The 21178-nt window shown below is 53.2% G+C and carries 23 protein-coding genes; 17 read left to right on the forward strand and 6 right to left on the reverse strand.

Going from position 1 to position 21178, the window contains the following annotated elements; translation table 11 throughout:
• The first annotated feature begins 110 nt into the window (after positions 1 to 110).
• Together K5621_RS02915 and rraB are read left to right on the forward strand one after the other, a co-directional pair.
• Positions 111 to 854: a 1-acylglycerol-3-phosphate O-acyltransferase gene (locus K5621_RS02915; RefSeq protein ID WP_100143072.1), complete on the forward strand. Its 744-nt coding sequence runs from the start codon at positions 111 to 113 to the stop codon at positions 852 to 854.
• 31 nt (positions 855 to 885) lie between these two features.
• Positions 886 to 1275, forward strand: coding sequence for a ribonuclease E inhibitor RraB (rraB, locus tag K5621_RS02920; protein ID WP_221050386.1), 390 nt, complete (start codon positions 886 to 888; stop codon positions 1273 to 1275).
• 76 nt (positions 1276 to 1351) lie between these two features.
• Here the strand turns inward: rraB and degS are convergent, their stop codons facing one another.
• From degS to K5621_RS02935, 3 genes are all read right to left on the reverse strand, one after another.
• A complete protein-coding gene (degS, locus tag K5621_RS02925; RefSeq protein WP_221051108.1) occupies positions 1352 to 2434 on the reverse strand; it encodes an outer membrane-stress sensor serine endopeptidase DegS in 1083 nt (360 codons plus the stop codon).
• Between the two features lie 164 nt (positions 2435 to 2598).
• Entirely contained in the window at positions 2599 to 3954 is a 1356-nt protein-coding gene (degQ, locus tag K5621_RS02930) for a Do family serine endopeptidase DegQ (RefSeq protein ID WP_100143075.1), read from the reverse strand.
• A gap of 142 nt (positions 3955 to 4096) precedes the next feature.
• Positions 4097 to 4450, reverse strand: coding sequence for a ZapG family protein (locus tag K5621_RS02935; protein WP_100143076.1), 354 nt, complete (start codon positions 4448 to 4450; stop codon positions 4097 to 4099).
• Positions 4451 to 4619: 169 nt separating this feature from the next.
• Here K5621_RS02935 and zapE point away from each other — a divergent pair, with 169 nt between their 5' ends.
• From zapE to K5621_RS02980, 9 genes are all read left to right on the forward strand, one after another.
• Positions 4620 to 5714: a cell division protein ZapE gene (zapE, locus tag K5621_RS02940; protein ID WP_100143077.1), complete on the forward strand. Its 1095-nt coding sequence runs from the start codon at positions 4620 to 4622 to the stop codon at positions 5712 to 5714.
• 298 nt (positions 5715 to 6012) lie between these two features.
• The gene (gene rplM, locus K5621_RS02945) at positions 6013 to 6441 is read left to right on the forward strand and encodes a 50S ribosomal protein L13 (RefSeq protein WP_025009334.1); all 429 of its coding nucleotides are present in this window, start codon (positions 6013 to 6015) and stop codon (positions 6439 to 6441) included.
• Between the two features lie 14 nt (positions 6442 to 6455).
• Complete coding sequence (gene rpsI / locus K5621_RS02950; protein ID WP_025009335.1) at positions 6456 to 6848, forward strand: 30S ribosomal protein S9; 393 nt, start codon at positions 6456 to 6458, stop codon at positions 6846 to 6848.
• Between the two features lie 116 nt (positions 6849 to 6964).
• Entirely contained in the window at positions 6965 to 7153 is a 189-nt protein-coding gene (locus K5621_RS02955; RefSeq protein ID WP_100143078.1) for a DUF2065 domain-containing protein, read from the forward strand.
• A gap of 65 nt (positions 7154 to 7218) precedes the next feature.
• Positions 7219 to 8514 (forward strand): adenylosuccinate synthase, encoded by a 1296-nt coding sequence (locus tag K5621_RS02960; RefSeq protein WP_100143079.1) that lies wholly within the window; start codon positions 7219 to 7221, stop codon positions 8512 to 8514.
• Positions 8515 to 8627: 113 nt separating this feature from the next.
• The gene (locus K5621_RS02965; RefSeq protein WP_025009338.1) at positions 8628 to 9248 is read left to right on the forward strand and encodes a tetratricopeptide repeat protein; all 621 of its coding nucleotides are present in this window, start codon (positions 8628 to 8630) and stop codon (positions 9246 to 9248) included.
• A 46-nt stretch (positions 9249 to 9294) separates the two neighbouring features.
• Positions 9295 to 11709: a ribonuclease R gene (gene rnr, locus K5621_RS02970; protein WP_221050387.1), complete on the forward strand. Its 2415-nt coding sequence runs from the start codon at positions 9295 to 9297 to the stop codon at positions 11707 to 11709.
• Positions 11710 to 12447 (forward strand): 23S rRNA (guanosine(2251)-2'-O)-methyltransferase RlmB, encoded by a 738-nt coding sequence (gene rlmB, locus K5621_RS02975; RefSeq protein ID WP_100143081.1) that lies wholly within the window; start codon positions 11710 to 11712, stop codon positions 12445 to 12447. It begins immediately after the preceding gene.
• 9 nt (positions 12448 to 12456) lie between these two features.
• On the forward strand, positions 12457 to 13023 hold the full coding sequence (locus K5621_RS02980; protein ID WP_221050388.1) for a hypothetical protein: 567 nt from the start codon (positions 12457 to 12459) through the stop codon (positions 13021 to 13023).
• A 26-nt stretch (positions 13024 to 13049) separates the two neighbouring features.
• Here K5621_RS02980 and K5621_RS02985 read toward each other — a convergent pair whose 3' ends face one another.
• Positions 13050 to 13793 (reverse strand): DUF481 domain-containing protein, encoded by a 744-nt coding sequence (locus K5621_RS02985; RefSeq protein ID WP_100143083.1) that lies wholly within the window; start codon positions 13791 to 13793, stop codon positions 13050 to 13052.
• Between the two features lie 205 nt (positions 13794 to 13998).
• On the opposite strand from K5621_RS02985, the gene rpsF reads away from it, so the two are divergent.
• From rpsF to rplI, 4 genes are read left to right on the forward strand one after another with little or no spacing between them, the layout of a single operon-like run.
• Entirely contained in the window at positions 13999 to 14400 is a 402-nt protein-coding gene (rpsF, locus tag K5621_RS02990; RefSeq protein WP_025009342.1) for a 30S ribosomal protein S6, read from the forward strand.
• 8 nt (positions 14401 to 14408) lie between these two features.
• A complete protein-coding gene (gene priB, locus K5621_RS02995; protein ID WP_028779665.1) occupies positions 14409 to 14714 on the forward strand; it encodes a primosomal replication protein N in 306 nt (101 codons plus the stop codon).
• An 11-nt stretch (positions 14715 to 14725) separates the two neighbouring features.
• Positions 14726 to 14953, forward strand: coding sequence for a 30S ribosomal protein S18 (gene rpsR / locus K5621_RS03000; protein ID WP_025009344.1), 228 nt, complete (start codon positions 14726 to 14728; stop codon positions 14951 to 14953).
• A gap of 30 nt (positions 14954 to 14983) precedes the next feature.
• The gene (rplI, locus tag K5621_RS03005) at positions 14984 to 15436 is read left to right on the forward strand and encodes a 50S ribosomal protein L9 (protein ID WP_025009345.1); all 453 of its coding nucleotides are present in this window, start codon (positions 14984 to 14986) and stop codon (positions 15434 to 15436) included.
• Positions 15437 to 15734: 298 nt separating this feature from the next.
• Here rplI and K5621_RS03010 read toward each other — a convergent pair whose 3' ends face one another.
• Complete coding sequence (locus tag K5621_RS03010; protein WP_221050389.1) at positions 15735 to 17936, reverse strand: S46 family peptidase; 2202 nt, start codon at positions 17934 to 17936, stop codon at positions 15735 to 15737.
• Positions 17937 to 18066: 130 nt separating this feature from the next.
• Here K5621_RS03010 and dnaB point away from each other — a divergent pair, with 130 nt between their 5' ends.
• Both dnaB and alr read left to right on the forward strand, forming a co-directional pair.
• Complete coding sequence (gene dnaB / locus K5621_RS03015) at positions 18067 to 19473, forward strand: replicative DNA helicase (RefSeq protein WP_025009346.1); 1407 nt, start codon at positions 18067 to 18069, stop codon at positions 19471 to 19473.
• A gap of 68 nt (positions 19474 to 19541) precedes the next feature.
• Positions 19542 to 20618 (forward strand): alanine racemase, encoded by a 1077-nt coding sequence (gene alr / locus K5621_RS03020; protein WP_025009347.1) that lies wholly within the window; start codon positions 19542 to 19544, stop codon positions 20616 to 20618.
• Positions 20619 to 20674: 56 nt separating this feature from the next.
• Here the strand turns inward: alr and K5621_RS03025 are convergent, their stop codons facing one another.
• Entirely contained in the window at positions 20675 to 21142 is a 468-nt protein-coding gene (locus tag K5621_RS03025) for a chemotaxis protein CheX (protein WP_062793554.1), read from the reverse strand.
• Positions 21143 to 21178: the final 36 nt, after the last annotated feature.

A 21178-nucleotide genomic window follows, 5' to 3' on the forward strand; every position in this document is an offset into this window, starting at 1 on the left:
CGGCCGCATTTTTTCTGCTGTTAAAAATCAGCGCACAGATGTAAACAAAAGATTGAGCCACAGCAGGCCTGTAGCTATACTGTCCGCCGTTGCATAAGTGGAGTAAATTTATGCTGTTGATAGTCCGTTCTCTGCTGCTGGCAGTGCTTTTGTTGCTGGCCTTTGTTTTTGGTGGCATTTTTTGCATCTTGCGTCCAAGACACAGGGATAATGTACACCTGTTTGCCCGACTGTTTTCGGCGGTAGCCCCTATATTGGGTGTTAAAGTCATAGTGCGAGCAGGCAAAACCAACCCGGGTGAGCCCTGTATCTTTCTGGCGAACCATCAAAATAATTTCGATATGTTTACCCACACGGCTGCGGTTCCCAAAGGTACTGTCAGTCTGGGGAAGAAGAGCCTGTTGTGGATGCCACTTTTTGGTCAGCTTTATTGGCTTTCGGGTAATATTCTCATCGATCGCAAGAACCGTGCCCGCGCCTTTGAAACCATGGCCGAGACGGCGCGCAAGATCAAGGAGAAATGTCTCTCTGTGTGGATCTTTCCTGAGGGTACCCGTAGTCGCGGTCGCGGTCTATTGCCCTTTAAGGCTGGAGCATTTCATACCGCCATAGCCGCCGGAGTGCCTATGGTGCCGGTGCTGGCTTCCAATCAATGCCATATCAAGCTCAACCGCTGGAACAACGGTGTGGTGATCATTGAGATGATGGAGCCTGTGGCGACTACCGGTCTAAGCAAGGCCAATGTCAAAGAGTTATCCGATAAGATCCATGCCACCATGGCCAGCAAGCTGAAACAACTGAATGCCGAGGCGGCAGCACTTATGGGTAAAACTGTGCCAGCGGATATCGTATAATACTCCCTGACACTTTTTTTCGGAGACAAGCATGTCTATTGAACGTCTGTTGCAGGCGCAGAAGCAGGAAAACCGTGACATTATTCAGTCCTTGCTGGATGACGGTTCTGAGGCCGATGCTGAATACACCATAGAGCACCATTTTTCGTCCACTAACTTTGAGCGCCTGGAGAAGGCCGCTGTCGATGCCTTTAAATTGGGCTTTGAGGTTAATGATGCCGAAGAGGTGGAGCTGGATGACGGTAGCCTGATCTTCTGTTTTGACGCTATTGCCTACCATCAACTTGAAGCCGAGCTTCTGGATAAGGCCTGTGAGCAGTTGCTGCAGCTGGCGGTCAAGCACAAGGTCGACTATGACGGCTGGGGCACCTATTACATAGGTGACGAGCTGGAAGATGAAGACGACGAAGAGCAGGACTAAGTCCTGTTACCAATAAAAACACCGGGTTCTTGGCCCGGTGTTTTTGTCTCTGCCTGTTTTGCTGGCAGATTTATTTTCAGTTGTAGTCGACCGGCTTCTCACCTATTACAACCGGAAACTCTATCTGTTTACCTGCACGGATCACTTGCAGGGTAACCTTGGTACCGGGTGTGGTTTCGGCAATCCTGTCCATCAGCATATAGATGCGGGTAACTTCTTCGCCCTGATACTGAGTGATCACATCTCTGGGCCTCAGACCGGCCAGTGCTGCCGGGCCATTGGGTTCTATGCCGGTCACTACTACACCGCGAAGATCCGGCAAGTTGAGTATTTGTGCCACAACCGGGCTGACGTCTTCACCTGAGATCCCCAAGGCACCGCGAATCACCCGGCCATCCTTGATCAGTTTACCCATGACCGCATAGGCCAGCTTGATGGGAATAGCGAAGTTGATGCCATGGCCCCCCCCTTCACCGCCTATCTGGAAGGCGGCGGTATTAATGCCTATCAGACCACCATGGGTGTCTATCAGGGCGCCACCCGAGTTACCGGCATTGATGGCGGCATCAGTTTGCAGAAAGTCCAGATAACCTGTACTCAAGCCGTTACGCCCTGTGGCACTGATGATCCCCTGAGTGATGGTTTGCCCCAGGTTATAGGGATTACCTATGGCTAGCACCACATCGCCTACTTGAGGAGGACTGTCGAGATTCACTGGTACCACGGGTAGGTTCTCGCCTTGGATTTCCAGCACGGCGAGGTCAGTTTCCGGATCCTGACCGACGACTTCGGCACCGAATTTTCGACCATCCTGCAATGCCACCACAATTTCATCGGCCTTCTTGACCACATGATAGTTGGTGAGAATGTAGCCTTCCTTGCTCATGATGACGCCTGAGCCTAGACCCTGCAGTAAACCACCATCCAGAGGTCGGCTCTGATTGATACCCAGGCTGTAGATGTTCACTACTGCTGGCGCGGCGCGGCGTACCGCCTTGGCAAAGGACAGCTCTGCACCACTGTTCCCCCTGAACTGCAACAGGTTGCCACCGAGATTGCCTTCGCCCAGAAAACGGTTGGCCAGCAAAAAGACGGCTGCCATAACCAGGCCAAAGACCACTGCTTTGCAGATATAGATCAGGGTTTCTTTCATTGTGATGATATTGCTGAATATTAAAAAAGGCTCGTTAGATTAGCATGTTTCTTACGGTTCGGAGCAATAGTTCAGAACAATAGTCACGTGATAAACAGCAGATTCTGTAGATCACTTTAACCGTTGAAAATAAAACAGCGGGGTAATTCCCCGCTGTTTCTACGCCATGGTTAACCCCTGAGGATCAGATACAGGCTGCTGTTGCCCCTGACTATCTTCAGCGCCACCGCGCCTTGCTGCTCTTTGAGCTCCTCTTTCAGAGCCTTGAGCGTGGTGGTCTTGGTGCGGTTGACCCCAATAATCAGGTCCCCCTTTTGTAAACCACTCATAGCCGCTGGAGAATTCTGGGCGATATCGGTGATCTCGATACCTTTCTTGCTGTTCTCCAGAGTGGCACCGGCCAACATCGGATGAACAGCGCCGGCTGCGGTTTCTTTCACTTGGCTGGCTTCACCCAGGGTGACTTTGACCGTCTTGTCATCACCATCACGTATTAAGCCAAGCTCTACCTTGCTACCGGCGCCCATGGTGCCAATCTTGGCTCGCAGTTCCTGGAAGCTCTTGATCTTACGGCCATTGATACTCACGATAATATCACCGGCCTTGATGCCTGCCTTGTCGGCGGCGCTGCCTTCCATTACTTCACTGACAAAGCCGCCATGCTGGGTCTCGAGACCGAAGCCTTGAGCCAGTTCATTGTCTAGATCTCGGCCCATGACCCCCAGCACGCCGCGGCGCACTTCGCCGTGTTCGATGATCTGATCCACCAGGCTATGAACCATGTTGGCTGGGATCGCGAAGCCGATACCTACGTTACCGCCGCCGGGAGCCACAATGGCGGTATTGATACCGATAAGCTCGCCGCGCAGGTTAACCAAGGCGCCGCCTGAGTTACCGCTGTTGATGGCGGCATCGGTTTGAATGAAGTTTTCCAGCATCTCTATGCCAAGGCCGGTGCGCCCCAGGGCACTGACGATACCCGAGGTGACGGTTTGCCCAAGACCGAAGGGGTTACCTATGGCCACGGCGAAGTCGCCAACCCTTAAGTCATCCGAATCGGCAGACTTGACTGCCGTGAGGTTGTCTGCCTCAATCTGCAGCAGAGCGATATCGGCGTCTTTATCCTTACCTATTAATTTGGCCTTGATCTCACGACCGTCGTGTAGACCCACCTGAATATCATCGGCACCATCAATCACATGGTTGTTGGTGACTATATAGCCCTTATCCGCATCTATGATGACACCGGAGCCCAGGCCGCGGAAGGGGCGCTCCTGTACTTGCTCCTGTGGGGCGTTGGGGCCGAAGAAGTAGCGGAAGATATCCGGTACCCGTTGACGAGAAACTTGAGTGCCGGAAACAGCCACAGAGACAACTGCCGGAGTGGTCTGTTCCAACATGGGAGCCAGACTCGGCATGGTTTGGCCGTCTACGGCTTGTGGCAAAGCGGCCTGTGAAACAACCGGGGCCAGTGTCAGAGTAGCCCCCAGCAGGGCGGCGGAAACAAGAGATAACTTGGTTTTCATCTATGCATTGCTCCTAATACGGGATCAAATAACCATGTATTGTTTGCCACCGAGGTGGCTGAATCATAAAGGCTCGTATGAGCGTCCGTTAACTAATCCGACTTTACGCCTGGTGAAAAAGTTCATCATTCATTAATAAAGATTAATTCTGCTCTGCTCTGAGCGAGGGCGTAGTTTCAACCTGGTCATCAGCATCATTGGTACTTGTTTGCATAAATGGCAAGGGGGGCAGTTGTTCCTCTTTGGCCAGTCTTTGGCTGCCTTGATTCCAATGCTGATTGAGGCGATTGATCTGTTCTGTCAGTTGTCCCAATAGTGCTCGCTGTTCGGCCAGATGATCACTGACTTCCTGCTTGTGTTGGCTCAATTCCATCTTGCTGCGCTCTATGGCTGCCCCTTTACTGCTCTTGCCGAGCCCGCGGCTGACCAAGGTCTTGCCGATATAACCCAGTATCAACCCCAGAATAAAAGCCGCAAATACCAGTGGCCATTCCATATCGACTCCTTAAATTTGTCTTTGTGTCTTGCTGCGCTTGCCCTATCCCGTGGGGATATGGGCAAAATATACCCCGAGCTAAGGTCTCATGATACCATTTGCCGCCCCGACTCTGTTACGTGAGTTAGGTTAGGTACCCATCAAATAAGGTTAAAAGAGAAGAATTCAAGTGTCGCAGTTAACCCCCTGGCAGCATTACCAACAAGATCTCACCCGTGATGATTTCAGCCATGACCCGGCGCAGGAACAGGCAGTACGGGCATTGCAGCGTGTTTATGATGAGCTGCAACGGCCGCAAAAGTCAGCTTGGCGTGCTTGGTTTAGCCGTGAAAAAAACGCAAAAGTTCAAGGGCTTTATCTATGGGGCGGTGTCGGGCGCGGCAAGACCTATCTTATGGATACCTTTTTCGATGCATTGCCGGGTGAGCAGAAACTGAGGGCGCATTTTCATCGCTTTATGCACAGAATTCATCGGGAACTGGACGAACTCAAGGGAACCCGGGACCCGCTGTTGGTAATAGCCAAACAGATGGCAGCACAATATCGGGTGATCTGCTTCGATGAGTTCTTTGTTTCGGACATCACAGATGCCATGTTACTGGGTACGCTGTTCGAGGCCTTGTTCAAGGAGGGTGTGGTCTTGGTTGCTACCTCCAACATAGTGCCGGATGACCTCTATAAGAATGGTTTGCAGCGGGCCAGGTTTTTACCAGCCATCGCCGAGATTAAGGCCAACTGCCAGGTGCTGAATGTCGATTCAGGAATCGACTACAGACTGAGGACCCTGGAGCAGGCTGAGATCTACCATCATCCTCTCGATGAAACGGCCGAATCCAACCTACAACGTTATTTCACCCAACTGGCGCCCGAGTCAGAAGTCTCTGAAACACCGCTAGAAATCGATGGACGCAGCATAGTGATCCGCAAGCAGGCTCAAGGTGTTTTGCTGGCCGACTTCCGCGCACTGTGTGATGGACCTCGCAGTCAGCGGGACTATATGGAACTGGCACAGCTGTTTCACACCGTGTTGCTCAGTGGCCTGGAACAGATGGGCGCCCAGCAGACAGGGGATGATATCGCCCGCCGGTTCCTGGCGCTGGTGGATGAGTTCTATGAGCGGCATGTGAAACTGATTATTTCGGCCGAGGTTCCGCTCGAGCAGATTTATACAGATGGGCAACTGAGTTTCGAGTTCCGCCGTTGCCGCTCCCGTCTGATTGAGATGCAGTCCCGGGATTACCTGGCGTTGGAACATCTGCCTTAGGTAAGAGCAAAATCCGTTTTGCCATAGAAAATTCAATTAAATAGGCATGGTCAATAAGGCTTGAATAGCGGCAGAGCGATAACGGCTCGAAAAAGATCACCTTTTGCGGCGAGATATTAAAAAGCAGGTGATTTTTAGTTCAGCTTTGACTATAATCCGCCACCTGCCCACGTTACTCCGCCGATTGGGCGGATTTAAAAGCCAGTTTCTTTGCTCGAAGGGGCAGAGTAAGGCATTTTTGTGTTATCTGCATCCGCAGGTAGCATGTGACAGAATTTAACTTTGGGTTTTTGTAATAATGAAGACTTTTACTGCTAAGCCAGAAACTGTAGCTCGTGACTGGTACGTTGTTGATGCCGAAGGTAAGACCCTGGGTCGTATCGCCACTGAAATCGCTCTGCGTCTGCGTGGCAAGCACAAGGCTGAGTACACTCCTCACGTAGATACCGGTGACTACATCATCGTGATCAACGCCGAGAAAGTAACTGTGACCGGTAACAAGGCTGCAGGCAAGACGTACTACTCGCACTCAGGCTTCCCAGGTGGCATCAAGCAAATCAGCTTCGAGAAGCTGCAAGCTCACAAGCCAGAAATGATCATCGAGAAAGCAGTCAAGGGTATGTTGCCAAAAGGCCCTCTGGGTCGTGCCATGTTCCGTAAGCTGAAAGTTTACGCTGGCGCAGAGCACAACCACGCTGCACAACAACCTCAAGTTCTTGATATCTAAACGGGATTAAGCAAATGGCTGCAACTCAGTACTACGGCACTGGCCGTCGCAAAACTTCAACTGCTCGCGTATTCGCTAAAGCAGGTAGTGGCAACATCGTTGTTAACCAACGTCCTCTGGATGTTTACTTTGGTCGTGAAACCGCTCGTATGGTTGTTCGTCAACCGCTTGAGCTGGTTGAAATGACTGAAAAGCTGGACATCTATGTAACTGTTAAGGGCGGTGGTATCACTGGCCAAGCTGGCGCTATCCGTCACGGTATCACCCGTGCTCTGATGGAGCTGGACGAAGCTCTGCGTCCTACTTTACGTTCTGCTGGTTATGTAACCCGCGATGCTCGTAAGGTTGAGCGTAAGAAAGTTGGTCTGCGTAAAGCACGTCGTAAGCCACAGTTCTCCAAGCGTTAATATCGCTTTCGAGATACCAAAAACCCAGCATATGCTGGGTTTTTTTATGGCTGAGATTTATCCCTAGCAGCCCTGTATACTCAGGGTTGTTGTGGCAGGTTTAAATGGGGTGAAACATGAGTTGGCAACTACTGTTGATGGCCTTGGGTTTGGTATTGATCCTTGAGGGGATAGGGCCCTTGTTATTCCCTAATCGCTGGCGCCGCTATCTGCTGGAGGTGGCTTCTCAACCGACAGCCATCATGCAACGCTTGGGTGGCGCTCTGGTTGTTGCAGGAATCGTCATATTGATTATTTTTTCATAAATACTTGCCCCTTCCATGTCAATATCTGTTAGAATCCTGCTTTAACCGCAACCTTGCAGCAAACAATGGGCAAAAATGTAGTTGTTCTCGGCACTCAATGGGGTGACGAGGGAAAAGGTAAGATTGTCGACCTTCTGACCGAACAGGCAAAATTCGTAGTCCGTTACCAAGGTGGCCACAACGCTGGTCATACTCTGGTTATCGATGGTGAAAAAACCGTTCTTCATCTGATCCCCTCAGGCATTCTGCGCGATAACGTCAAGTGCATTATCGGCAACGGCGTGGTTTTGGCGCCCGATGCTCTGATGAAAGAGATCGGCATGCTAAAAGAGAAAGGTATTCCGGTAGAGGAACGCCTGCTGATCTCTGAAGCTTGTCCTCTGATCCTTCCTTTCCACTGTGCGCTGGATATCGCTCGCGAAAAAGCGCGTGGTAATAAGGCTATCGGCACTACAGGACGCGGCATCGGCCCGGCTTATGAAGATAAAATTTCCCGTCGCGGTTTGCGCGTAGGGGATCTCTTCAATCCACAGCTGTTTGCCGAGAAGCTGAAAGAAGTGATGGCCTATCACAACTTTATGCTCACCGAATACTATAAGTGTGAAGCTGTTGATTACCAGAAGACTCTGGATGAAGCACTGGCACTGGCAGACTATCTGAAAGGTCTGTGTGTGGATGTCACCGAATTGCTGGATCAAGCCCGCAAGAATGGCGACAACATACTGTTTGAAGGCGCTCAGGGCACATTGCTGGATATCGACCACGGTACTTATCCATTTGTAACCTCTTCCAACACTACCGCGGGTGGTGTGGCAACAGGTTCCGGATTTGGCCCACGTCATCTGGACTATGTCTGCGGCATCATCAAGGCTTATACCACCCGTGTGGGTGCCGGCCCATTCCCGACTGAACTGGAATGTGAAATCGGCGATCACTTGGGAACCAAGGGCCAGGAATTTGGTGCGACAACCGGTCGTAAGCGTCGTCCGGGTTGGTTGGACATAGTGGCTATGCGCCGCGCGGTTCAGATCAACAGCATCAGTGGTTTCTGCCTGACCAAGCTCGACGTTTTGGACGGCTTGAAAGAAGTGAAGCTCTGCGTAGGCTATCAGCACCCAGACGGTACTGTGTCCAATGTGACTCCGCTGGCGGCTGAAGGCTATGAGCACGTTACTCCTGTGTATGAAACCATGCCAGGCTGGAGTGAAAACACCTTTGGTGCCACTTCACTGGAGCAACTGCCACAGGCAGCAATCAACTATATCAAGCGGATTGAAGAACTGCTGGAAACACCTGTCGATATCATCTCAACCGGGCCAGACCGGAATGAGACCATGATTCTGGTGAATCCATTCAGTTAAGTAAAAAGGCCGCCTAAGCGGCCTTTTTCGTTTATGGGGCTTACACTGTTTGCCCTTAAGAATTGGGTTATACTGCCGATGAAAAGACAGTCTATTTGTCATCAGGACAGCTTATGTTGCGTATAGCCCTATTACTCTTGTTAGTAACCAGTGCCAATGTGTTGGCCGAAGAAACCAAGGCCGTGGATATCTACAGCCAGGAAGAACTGCTGGAGCTTATTCGCAGCAAGCAATACCTGACCCGGGTCAAAGCCGATGACTGTCAGCTGGTACAGGATATTGAGGCGCGCGCCGAAGTGCTCAAGCAGCCGTTGTACCAGTACCTCTGGGGGGAGATGCTTAATTTTGGCATCTGCGTCAAGGCCAATCCGCCCAGAGGAATATCGCTGCTCAGGGATGCCGCCGAGCAGGGCAGTGCCGAAGCCATGGTGCGCATTGCCGAGTATTATAAAGATGGCAAGTTTGTACTGCAGGACAAAGAACGTTCGGTGCAGTACCTGTTACCCGCTGCCGCCAACGGTGACCTACCGGCCAGAATGATGCTGGTCGAGCTGTTTGCCAAGGGTTATGGCAGCCCAAGGGATTATGTCTTGGGGTATCACTGGCTCTACAACCAGGTGTTCAGCGATGAACAGACCCAGCAAGACGCCAAAAGATTATTGCAGCTGTTAGCGGCTAAAATGCCCGCCAGTCAGGTGGAGAAGGCCAAAAAGGAACATCTGCAAAGCCGTTAATTAGCTTGTCGCACTGGATGCGACAACGAAAAAAATTGGAAATTGAATGATAAAAGATCCTCATTTTGAGCGAGAACAAGATAAGTACGACAACCCCATCCCCAGCCGGGAATTTATATTGGAATATCTGCGCTCGCAGACCTCTCCCCTGAATCGTGAGCGGATCGCCACGGCCCTCAACATCTCCGACGAAGAACAACTCGAGGCGCTGCGGCGTCGGTTGCGTGCCATGGAGCGCGATGGTCAGCTGGTATTTACCCGCGGTCAGTGTTACGGCCTGCCGGAGCGGATGGACTTGATCCAGGGCACTGTGCTGGGCCACAGAGATGGCTATGGCTTCTTCCGTCCCGACGAAGGCGGCGATGACCTGTTTATCAACCATGGCGATATGCTCAGGTACTTCCATGGCGACAAGGTGTTGGCGCAGAAGGCCGGGGTTGATCGCAAGGGACGCCGCGAAGCCCGCATAGTGCGCCTGGTCGCCGAGCGAACCGCCGCCTTGGTGGGGCGTTTCCATGTCGATTGCGGCATGGCCTTTGTTATCGCCAATGATAAGCGTATTACCCAGGAAATATTGATAGACAACGCCGATCGCAACGGTGCCCGTCAGGGTGATGTGGTGGTGGTAGAGCTTACTCGCAGGCCGGGGCGCTATGTCAAAGCCGCCGGTAAGGTGGTTGAGGTGCTGGGCAAAGAGATGGCACCGGGCATGGAGATAGAGATTGCCCTGCGCAACTATGATCTGCCCCATACCTGGTCTGCCGCCATCGAGAAGAAACTGAACAAGATCCCCGATGAAGTGCAGGAACAAGATAAGTTAGGTCGGGTTGACCTGCGACAACTGCCCTTGGTCACCATAGACGGTGAAGATGCCCGCGACTTTGACGATGCCGTCTATGCCGAGTGCAAGCGCGGCGGCGGTTGGCGCCTGTGGGTGGCCATTGCCGATGTCAGCTATTATGTACGTACTCAATCGGCACTGGATCAAGAAGCCCGTGCCCGAGGCAACTCTGTGTACTTCCCGTCACAGGTGATCCCCATGTTGCCGGAAAAGCTCTCCAACGGCCTGTGCTCCCTGAATCCGGGAGTCGACCGCCTCTGTATGGTGGCCGAGATGACAGTATCGGCGGCGGGTAAGTTATCCGGCTACAAGTTCTATCCGGCGGTGATGCATTCCCACGCCCGCTTCACCTATACCCAGGTGGCGGCCATGCTGGAAGGCGAAGAAGGCCTGGAAGAGCATAAGCCTTTACTGCCGCATCTCAAGGTGTTGCAGGAATTGTATCTGGCGCTCGATAGCCAGCGGGCCAACCGTGGCGCCATCGCCTTTGAGACGCTGGAAACCCAGTTCATCTTCAATGAGCAGCGCAAGATAGACAAGATAGTGCCCAGAGCCCGTAACCAGGCGCACAAGATCATTGAAGAGTTTATGATCCTCGCCAACGTGGCGGCGGCCAAGTTTGTTAAAAAGCACAAGGGTGAAGTCCTCTATCGGGTGCATGAAGCGCCATCCGAGCAGAAGCTGACTCAGTTCAAGGAGTTTCTGGCTGAGCGGGGGCTCTCCATGGGCGGCGGTCTCGAACCCGAACCCAGTGACTACCAGGCGCTGATGGAAAAAGTACAGGGTCGCGCCGATGCCGAACTTATTCAGGTGATGTTGCTGCGCTCCATGCGGCAGGCGACTTACACACCGGACAATGAAGGCCACTTTGGTCTGGCGCTGGAGGAGTATGCTCACTTTACTTCGCCGATTCGCCGTTATCCTGACTTGGTGTTGCACAGGGTGATCCGTTACCTGCTCGCCAAAGAGCGTGGCGAAGCGAGCGACAAGTGGACCCCGGACGGTGGCTATCACTATCAGCTCGATGAGCTGGATCAGCTTGGCGAAGAGTGTTCCAACACTGAGCGCCGCGCCGATGAAGCCACCCGTGACGTCTCCGACTGGCTCAAGTGTGAGTTTATGCAGGACCATGTGGGTGACACCTTCGATGCGGTGGTGGCTTCCGTCACCAGCTTCGGGCTGTTTGTGCGCCTCAATGCGCTGTTTATCGACGGCTTGGTGCATATCTCTACCCTGGGCAGCGACTACTTCCAGTATGATCCCATGCGCCAGCGCCTGATAGGTGAGCACTCAGGGCAGATCTACCAGATTGGCGATCCTGTGACAGTTAAAGTCGCCTCGGTCAATCTGGACGACAGACAGATAGACTTGCTGATGGTGGACGAAGAGGGCCGCAGCCAGCGCCGCAAAGGCCGCAGCAAGAGTAAGCCGCTGACCGCTCGGGAAAGGGTCAATATTGAAGGAGCCCGCCGCTCGGCCAAGGCACAGAAACCGGCAGGTAAAGGGAGCGCCAAGTCTAAGTCCACAGGCGCATCCGCCAAGAGCAAATTAACCAAGGCTGCCGGCAACGCCGGGGCGAAAAAGCCCAAGGCAGCCAAACGAGTCAAGAGAAAGAAGTAAATGAAAAAACAGGAACTGGTGTTTGGCATTCACGCGGTCGAGTCTTTGCTGAAACACGCTCCGGAGCGGGTGCTGGAAATGTGGCTACTCAGCGGTCGTCAGGATGACAGGGTCAAGCCCTTGTTGGAGATGGCGGCTCAGTGGGGCATTCGCGCCCAGCAGGCATCTCGCAAGACACTGGATGACAAGGCCGAAAGCACTCAGCACCAGGGGATCATCATCCGGGTGCGTCCGGCCAAAGTATTGACCGAAAATGATCTGGAAGCTTTATTAGACAAGACGGAATCGCCATTTTTGCTGATCCTGGATGGTGTCACAGATCCCCACAATCTGGGGGCCTGTCTGCGAAATGCCGATGCGGCCGGAGTTCACGGCGTCATAGTGCCTAAAGACAACTCCGTGGGACTGACGCCGACCGTCAGCAAGGTGGCTTGCGGCGCGGCCGAGACAGTGCCGCTGTTTCAGGTGACCAACCTGGCGCGTACCATGAAGCGTTTGCAGGAACGGGGTGTGTGGATTGCCGGCACTGCAGGCGAGGCCGACAGCACTCTGTATCAGGCTGACCTCAAGGGGGCTCTGGCTATTGCCATGGGCGCCGAAGGCAAGGGGCTGAGACGCTTGAGCCGCGAAAGCTGCGACACCCTGATCTCTATTCCTATGGCGGGCAGTGTTTCCAGTCTGAACGTGTCGGTGGCGACCGGTATCTGTCTGTTTGAAGCCGTGCGTCAGCGCCTCTAATTGCCGAGTATGACTAGCCCTCTTTGGAATACGGGCGGCGAGCTTCACGGCCGCGCCAGCCCGAATCTCATGCAACTGCAACAAGGCTATCTGGGTGAAATCTATGGCATGGCGTTCTTCGAGCGCCTCGGCCAGGATTATCATTCTCAGGTAACCGAGAGCCAGTTAACAGAAATCCACTTAACTGAAAGCCTCTTAACAGAAAGCCAAGCCGTGTTTTCTCTATTGTTCAAGGTGGAGCAATATACTGCCGAGGCTTTGTTGAAACTGCTGCCTGAGCTGGCAACTCTGGACGAGGCGTTGTTGGAGCAGGTGCGCATGCAAGCGCAAAAAGAGGTGGACAGTTGGCTTAAGCTTTCCTGGCATGAACTGCTTGCGGCGCTGCGCCTCTGGGTCGAACCTTACCAGCAAAAATATGCCAAGTGGGCGGATGATGCCGAGAGTAACTCTGAGTACGGCGTAGCCTTTCGTCTGTTGGAGCGGCATGAAACCGCCATCTATCTCTATCTGCAGGCGCTTGAGCGCGGTGACAAGCACGCCGCGTTAATCCTGGAGCGTTTTCTTGGAGCTCTTTAGTTGAAAGAGCTCTTCAAGTGCGGAAATTACTGGAAGGTATAGAGCAAGTTGAAGGTGGTGATGGTATCTGTCTGCTTACTGCCTTCCGGCACCACTTCTGTGTATTTAACGTTGAAGCCTATCTTGAAGGCCCAGTCCTGAAACAGGGTGTTTTTATAACCCATGTCCAGAGCCAGAGTATTGTTATTTTCGCCTACCTCGGCGGTCAGGTCGGCAGTGAAACTGGTGTACTCGTGGATCTTCTGCTCAAACTTGGCCGCGGTTCGTAGGATCACATCTTTCTCGGCTACAGGATCCGGCGCCGCGTCAGTTTCTATTGGCATGTTGTATCGATAACCTGGGCCGACTTCGAGACTCAACTTGGTTCGGCGGGTGCTGATGGCATCGAAACCATAACCACTGGAAACCGTGTAGATCTCTGTGTAAGAACCGAACTTGTCCCAGATGAATTCACCGCGGCCAAAGATATAGCCACCGTTGAGTTTGTAGTTGGACTGCAGTTGCAGATTGTACTTCTCGGCGGTGGTTTTTTCAGAGTCAGAGGCGAAATAAGCCTTGAGGGTTCCTTCCTGTTTGGCGTTTTCCGTGTCGTAAACCAACTTGGTACGACCGTTGAAACTGCTTGAGTCTGTGTTACCTGTGTTGAGCTGAAAGCCGGCCTCAATCTCAGCGGTGAAGTCGCTTGGAGGCTCGCGATAATCCGGCGGCACCAGGGCCCAGGCCGAAGTCGGTAGCGCAAACAATAACGCCAATACAGAGGATCTTGTCATTATTCTTGTGTCTTTTGCTGTGACTGCCATAAATTTAGCGCCACATAATACCTGCTCATGGGGCCGAGGCAAAGTTATTGCTTGAGTTTACCGCGGCCTTTATGTACTATTTCGCGCCTAATTCAGTCACATTAATTTTCGTTCCTTGCCTCCATTTGGTCTGACTGAGCCAACCACGAGGCTAGATAACCGTAAGGAGCACTAAATGCGTCATTACGAAATCGTATTTATGGTTCACCCTGATCAGAGTGAACAAGTACCAGGTATGATTGAGCGCTACACAGGTGTTATCACCGAAGCTGGCGGTCAAATCCATCGTTTGGAAGACTGGGGTCGTCGCCAACTGGCTTACCCAATCCAGGATCTGCACAAGGCTCACTATGTTCTGATGAACGTTGAGACCACTGCAGAATCTGTTGAAGAGCTGGAAACTGCTTTCCGTTTCAACGACGCCGTTCTGCGTAGCCTGGTGATGCGCACTAAAGCTGCCATCACTGAAGCATCTCCAATGGCCAAAGCTAAAGACGAGCGCGATTCACGTCGCAGCGCCGTTAGCGAAAAAGCTGCTGAAGAAACCCAAGAAAACGCTGAAGCAAGCGCTGAGTAAGTTTTTCTGTGACCACCAATCACTTGGTGTTGTCCGGTACCGTCATTCGGTCCAGACACTTTGATAGCCCGGCTGGAATACCTCACACGGTACTTCAATTGGAACACAGGTCGCAGCGTTTCGAGGCCGATTTGCCCAGAAACGTCTACTGCCAACTTCAAGTGATATTGAGTGGTGAACGCTTCAAGAGCGTAGCAGACAAGCTGAAAGCGGGTGTGGATATCCAAGTCAGTGGTTTTCTGGCTCTACAACAGAGTCGCAATGGCCAAAGCCGACTGGTGTTACACGCCGAAAATGTCGAATTGAAAAATTAGGAGACTGTCAAATGGCACGTTATTTCCGTCGTCGTAAGTTCTGCCGTTTCACTGCTGAAGGTGTTACGGAGATCGATTACAAAGATATCGCTACTCTGAAAAACTACATCACAGAAAGCGGTAAGATTGTTCCAAGCCGTATCACTGGTACTTCTGCCAAGTATCAGCGTCAACTGGCTCGCGCTATCAAGCGTGCTCGTTATCTGTCACTGCTGCCATACACTGATCTGCATCAGTAATCGGCACTGTTCTAGCTAGAGGAATTGATAATGAACGTTATTCTGCTTGATAAAATCGCAAACCTGGGCAACCTGGGTGACCAGGTATCAGTTAAGGCCGGTTATGCTCGTAACTACCTGCTGCCAAAAGGCAAAGCTGTTGTTGCCAACGCTGAGAACGTAAAAGTTTTCGAAGCTCGTCGTGCTGAGCTGGAAGCCAAGCTGGCTGCCGACCTGGCCGCTGCCACTGCTCGTGCAGAGCAGATCTCTGCTCTGGAAGCGGTTGTTATCGCTTCTAAAGCCGGTGACGAAGGCAAGCTGTTCGGTTCTATCGGTACCCGTGACATCGCTGATGCAGTAACTGCTGCTGGCGTTGAACTGGCCAAAGCCGAAGTACGTCTGCCACTGGGTGCTCTGCGCACTACTGGCGACTTCGAAGTTGAAGTTCAGCTGCACACTGAAGTAAAAGCGGTAGTTAAAGTAACTGTTGTTGCTGAAGCTTAATCCCGGCTTTTACTAGAAAAACACCGCCTTCGGGCGGTGTTTTTTTATGCCTGTTTGGTCGCTGAGTGCCTCGGGGGTTCACCCCTTTTTTCTTTGCCTGCGAATGCCCAAATCAAGCACCTATTACCAGCACACCTTCACTACTATATAGTCACTTGTTCACGTCGCTATTACAGCGGCATTGATTGAAGATTTGTAATCTCTGGTAGAACCGCTGCTGACTTGATTGGCGATGACTACAGAGACGAAAACACCCGCCGGGGCGGGTGTTTTCAAGGGTATTGCAGACTAGTGGCTATCAGTTGCGCACCAGTTCCAGCTCTTTGAGCAGGTTGTCGGCATGATCCACTTCATCCATCATCCACAGAATGTAGCGGATATCCACGTGTACGGCGCGGGTGATGGTGGGGTTGAAATACCAATCTTTGGTGATGGCTTCATAGGTGGAGTCAAAGTTGAGACCAACCAGCTCGCCCTTGCCGTTAAACACGGGGGAGCCTGAATTGCCTCCTGTGGTATCTACGCTGGAGAGGAAGTTAACCGGTACAGAGTTGAACTCGGCCGGGTTATCCAGGCAGGAGAACAGGCGGCATAACCAGCTGCGGGGATCCTGATACAAGTGCTGCACCTTATGCTCGCCCAGTCGTCCCTGCTTGATGGCATCCAGCAGCTTCTGCGGTGCATTGTAGGGCTCGACACCTGTGTGCTTGGCGACTATTCCTTCCAGCTTGGTAAAGGGTTGCTTGTAGAGCGCATCACGGGACTGATAGCCATCGACCATACCATAGCTGATCCTTAAGGTGCCGTTGGCATCCGGATAGACAGGCTTACCCATGGCCTTGTTATAGGCGATGATCGCCTTCATGTAGGCGGGGCGGGCGATGGACAGCTTACCGGCCAGTTCCTTGTCGGCTTTTTCCTGTGCCATATTGGTGTCGTACAGGGCTACTGCCATACGAATGAAGGGATCGCTGCTGCTCTCGAAGGCTTCCGGCTTGGCCTGCATCCAGTCGAGGCGTTTTTCTGGGGCGGTCAGCTCGGTCAGGGCATACATGCCTTCGAGCTTGTCGCCCAGGCTGATGCCTTGCTCGGGTGTCAACAACTGATCCATCACGGCGACCCGGTTATCCTGCGCCAGGTAGGCGTCGATATCCATCTGCCATAGGGTCTTGTCGACGCTGATATCGAAGCTGGAGTCAAGTCGCTTGAGACGGGCGGCGAACATCTTCATGTCACGCTCTTGATAACCCGCTTCGCGCTCGGCATCCGGCTTTTGGTTTTCTTTGGCCAGGCGATAAAGCTGCTTGGCGGTGCCGAGCAGGGCACTGGATTGAGCGTTGTCAAAATAGTAGCTCTGCTGATACTTGTGTTGTTGCTCGGCCAGCAGTTGTTCGAGCTCGCTCAGTTGCGCCATCAACGGCTGTGCGTCTTTATCTTTGGCCAACCAGTCGCGGAAGGCATTTTCCTCGACCTGCTTGATGGCGGCGATGTCTGTGGCGTGGAAGCCATCCAACAAGCCGTTGAGTTTTTTCATCCGGTTGGCCATGCCGGCCAGAGTACCGGCATACTTGATGGCGATATCCTTGTCGGAAGCGCCTATGCCCTCAATGGTGTCGATTCTGGCCTGATAGCGGGCGGCTTGAGTCGGGTAGAGCCAGTCGCTGGCGAATCTCAGCTCTGAGGTCAGGCGGTAGCGACTGGTTGAACCCGGGTAACCGGCCACAAACACGCCATCACCGGCCTTAACGCCATCGGCATTGACCTTGAGGAAGCTCTTGGGCTGATAAGGCACGTTATCCTCGGCATAGGCTGCCGGTTTGCCATCCTTGCCGACATAAGCCCTAAGGAAGGTAAAGTCGCCGCTGTGACGAGGGTATTCATAGTTATCTATGTCGCCACCGAAACCGCCAACACTCTCGGGTGGCGCATAAACCAGGCGCACATCGCGAATAATCAGCTGTTTGATCAGGTAGTATTCAAGTCCATTGTGGAAACTACGTACTGAGCAGCGGTAGTTGTCGTCGGCTTCACACTCTTTGACCAGCGCCTTGCTGTTGGCCTGGATGGCTTCATAACGCGCCAGTGGCTCGGTCGGCAGGTTGGCCGTTATCTTATCTGTGACATCTGTGACCGCCTCGGTGACATAGAGGCGCTCGTTGGGACCGGCCGAAGGCTCCAGGCGTTGCTCTTTGGCCAAAAAGCCATCGGCCAGATAGTTGTGTTCTTTGGTGCTGTTGAATTGGATACCCCGATAGGCACAGTGATGGTTGGTGACAACCAATCCTTGGGGTGAGACGAAACTGGCGGTACAATAGCCGAGGCCCACCACGGCGTTCATGGGATACTTTCCGAGATCGGCCAGTTGCTCTGCCGGGATGGCGATGCCGCGCTCACTGAGCTTGTCGGCAATAGAGGGCATTTGGTAAGGTTGCCACTGCCCTTCATCGGCTATGGCGAGGCCAGAGGTCAGCGCCAAGGCTGCAGCCAATGCATTGCGCATGTTCATTCCTTATTTATAGTTAGTGTCCGTTTGGATATGAAAAACAGGTGATTGTAGGTGTAAAATTCCTGTTCTGATTGAACCGGGTTTTATATCACATTTTGCCTGATTGTTGGAGAGTTGGAGATTTATGCAACAGCAAGGTGCCTTTAAGGCCAAAGACAAGCGAAGAGACGTCCAGGTTGACGCGCTCAAGCTGCCTCCCCATTCCATTGAGGCGGAGCAATCCGTGCTCGGGGGACTGATGCTGGATGCAGAGGCCTGGGACAAGGTGTCCGAGGCCGTGGTCAGAGAAGACTTTTACTCCCGTTCCCACAGGCTGATTTTTGGTGCCATGCAAAAGCTGGTAGAAAACGGCCAACCCATAGATTTGATTACGGTTTCAGAACAACTGGAACTGACTGACGAGCTGGAAGATGCCGGTGGTTTTACCTATCTGGGTGAGATCGCCAAGAATACCCCCAGCGCCGGTAATATTCTTTCCTACGCCGAAATCGTGCGCGAGCGTGCCGTGGTGCGGGAGATGATCCGGGTAGCACATGAGATTGCCGACGCAGGTTACAACCCAGAGGGGCGGGACTCAGGCGCCTTGCTGGACTTGGCCGAAACCAAGGTGTTCAAGATAGCCGAGCAGCGCGCCAACGCCAACGAGGGCCCGGAGGGGATCAAGACCATCCTCGAAAAAACCGTCGACAAGATTGAGCAGCTGTACAACAACCCGCACAACGGTGTGACCGGGGTATCCAGCGGCTTCTCCGATCTGGATAAGATGACCGCAGGTTTCCAGTCCGGTGACCTGATCATTGTCGCGGCCCGTCCTTCCATGGGTAAGACCACCTTTGCGATGAACCTGTGTGAATACGCGGCGCTCAATGAAAACAAGCCAGTGCTTATTTTCAGTCTCGAGATGCCCTCGGAACAGATCATGATGCGTATGCTGGCGTCGCTTGGCCGGGTAGATCAGACCAAGATACGTACCGGCCAGTTGGATGATGATGATTGGGCGCGGGTGTCCTCTACCATGGGGATCATGCTCGAGCAGGGCAAGATGTATATCGATGACAGCTCGGGCCTGACGCCGACCGAAGTGCGCAGCAGGGCCAGGCGTATCGCCCGGGAATACGGCGGTCTGTCTATGATCATGGTCGACTACCTGCAGTTGATGCAGGTGCCGGCGCTGGCCGATAACCGGACCCTGGAAATTGCTGAAATCTCCCGCTCGCTCAAGGCCCTGGCCAAGGAGCTGGAGATCCCGGTGATCGCCCTGTCACAGCTGAACCGCTCATTGGAGCAAAGGGCCGATAAACGCCCGGTAAACTCTGACTTGCGTGAATCCGGCTCTATCGAGCAGGATGCGGACCTTATCATGTTTATTTATCGTGACGAGGTGTATAACGACGATTCGCCCGATAAAGGCACGGCAGAGATCATCATAGGTAAGCAACGTAACGGCCCCATCGGCCGGGTCAGGCTGACTTTCCAGGGGATGTTCTCCCGTTTTGACAATTACGCCGGTCCGCAATTTGAAGAGGACTAAACCTCTGCGGACGGTTTTCCCGGCGCGGCCAGAGAGCGCGCCATCCAATCCAAGATTGAAGGTAAGCTTTGAAACCCTTTCCCAGAGCAGAGATTAGCAGCCGGGCGCTGCAACATAATCTGGCCAGGCTGCGTGAGATCGCGCCCGCCAGCAAAGTTATTGCTGTCGTCAAGGCCAACGGCTATGGCCACGGCTCATTGAACGTGGCCAAGAGCCTGAGTAGTGCCGACGGCTTCGGTCTGGCGCGGCTCGAAGAAGCGTTGGAGCTCAGGGCCGGTGGTGTAACGGCCAAGCTGTTGTTGCTCGAAGGTTTTTTTCGCAGTACTGAGTTGCCTCTACTGGTTAAGCATGACATAGACACTGTGGTGCATCATGAGTCGCAGTTGCAGATGCTGGAGCAAGCCAAGCTGGATAAGCCGGTAACTGTGTGGCTCAAGGTCGACAGCGGCATGCACAGATTGGGTTTTCGCAGCGACGAGTTTAGCGAAGTGTATCAGCGGCTGCTGGATTGCCCGCAAGTGGCCAAGCCCATCAATCTGATGACCCATTTCGCCTGCGCCGATGAGCCGGACAATGACTATACCCGCAAGCAGTTGGAGCATTTCAACCAGCTCACCGCCGGGTTGGATGGCGACCGCAGTCTGGCCAACTCGGCCGGTGCCCTCTATTGGCCCAGCAGCCAGCAAAACTGGATTCGCCCGGGTATCGCTCTCTATGGGGTGTCGCCTGTTGTCGGTGACCGAGGCGCCAACCACGACCTGCAACCGGCCATGAGTCTGGTGTCACAACTGATAGCCGTGCGCGAGCACAAGGCCGGGGAGAGCGTGGGCTACGGGAGTTTTTGGCGCTCATCAAGGGATACCCGCCTCGGCGTGGTGGCCATAGGTTATGGTGATGGTTATCCTCGCAATGCCCCCGAGGGCACGCCTGTGCTGATCAATGGTCGCCGGGTGCCTGTGGTTGGCAGGGTGTCCATGGATATGCTGACTGTGGATCTGGGGCCGGATGCCCGGGATGCGGTCGGTGATGATGCCCTCTTGTGGGGGCCGGCGTTACCGGTGGAAGAGGTAGCGGCTCATATCGAAACCGTGGCCTATGAACTGGTGACCAAGTTGACTCCCAGAGTGGCCGTCTGCCTCGATTGAATGAGTCATGCCATTGAGTTGGCAAACACTAAAGGGCGCCTCGGCGCCCTTTGTCATTATTGATTCTCGAAACAGATCTCTATGTAGGCCGAGCCCTTGGGAGCGACAAAAGGCATGATGATCTTCTTGCCCTGGGCCTGATGGGAAATCTTGTGGCCTATGCCGGAAACCACCACAGGGGTGGCCATTTCAAACTCATAGCCTTTGTCCGACAGCAGGTTCTTGGCGCCGCCGGTCACCATGTTGGTGATCTCCCCTACCAGATCTGTCACTTCTTCATTGATATTGCCGGGATTTTCTCCCAGCATATTTTGCATTATCTCCAGGATCAGCCCTTGCTCAAAGGTGATCGACAGCGATCCTTTAGTCTGTGGCCCCACCATACCGATAAGTCCGGAGACATCACCCTTGGCCAGGTTGTCTGTCTTGAGTCTGGGCTTACCCGGGGTCAACTGCATGTTGGCCATGGTGGAAACCACATTGAGAAGTGACTGAAGAAAGGGATTGATAAAAGTGACATTCATGCCGGATTTGTTCCTCTTGCTGCCTAGGGAATTGCA

The sequence above is a fragment of the Shewanella carassii genome (assembly GCF_019670705.1).
Taxonomy (GTDB): Bacteria; Pseudomonadota; Gammaproteobacteria; order Enterobacterales; family Shewanellaceae; genus Shewanella; species Shewanella carassii.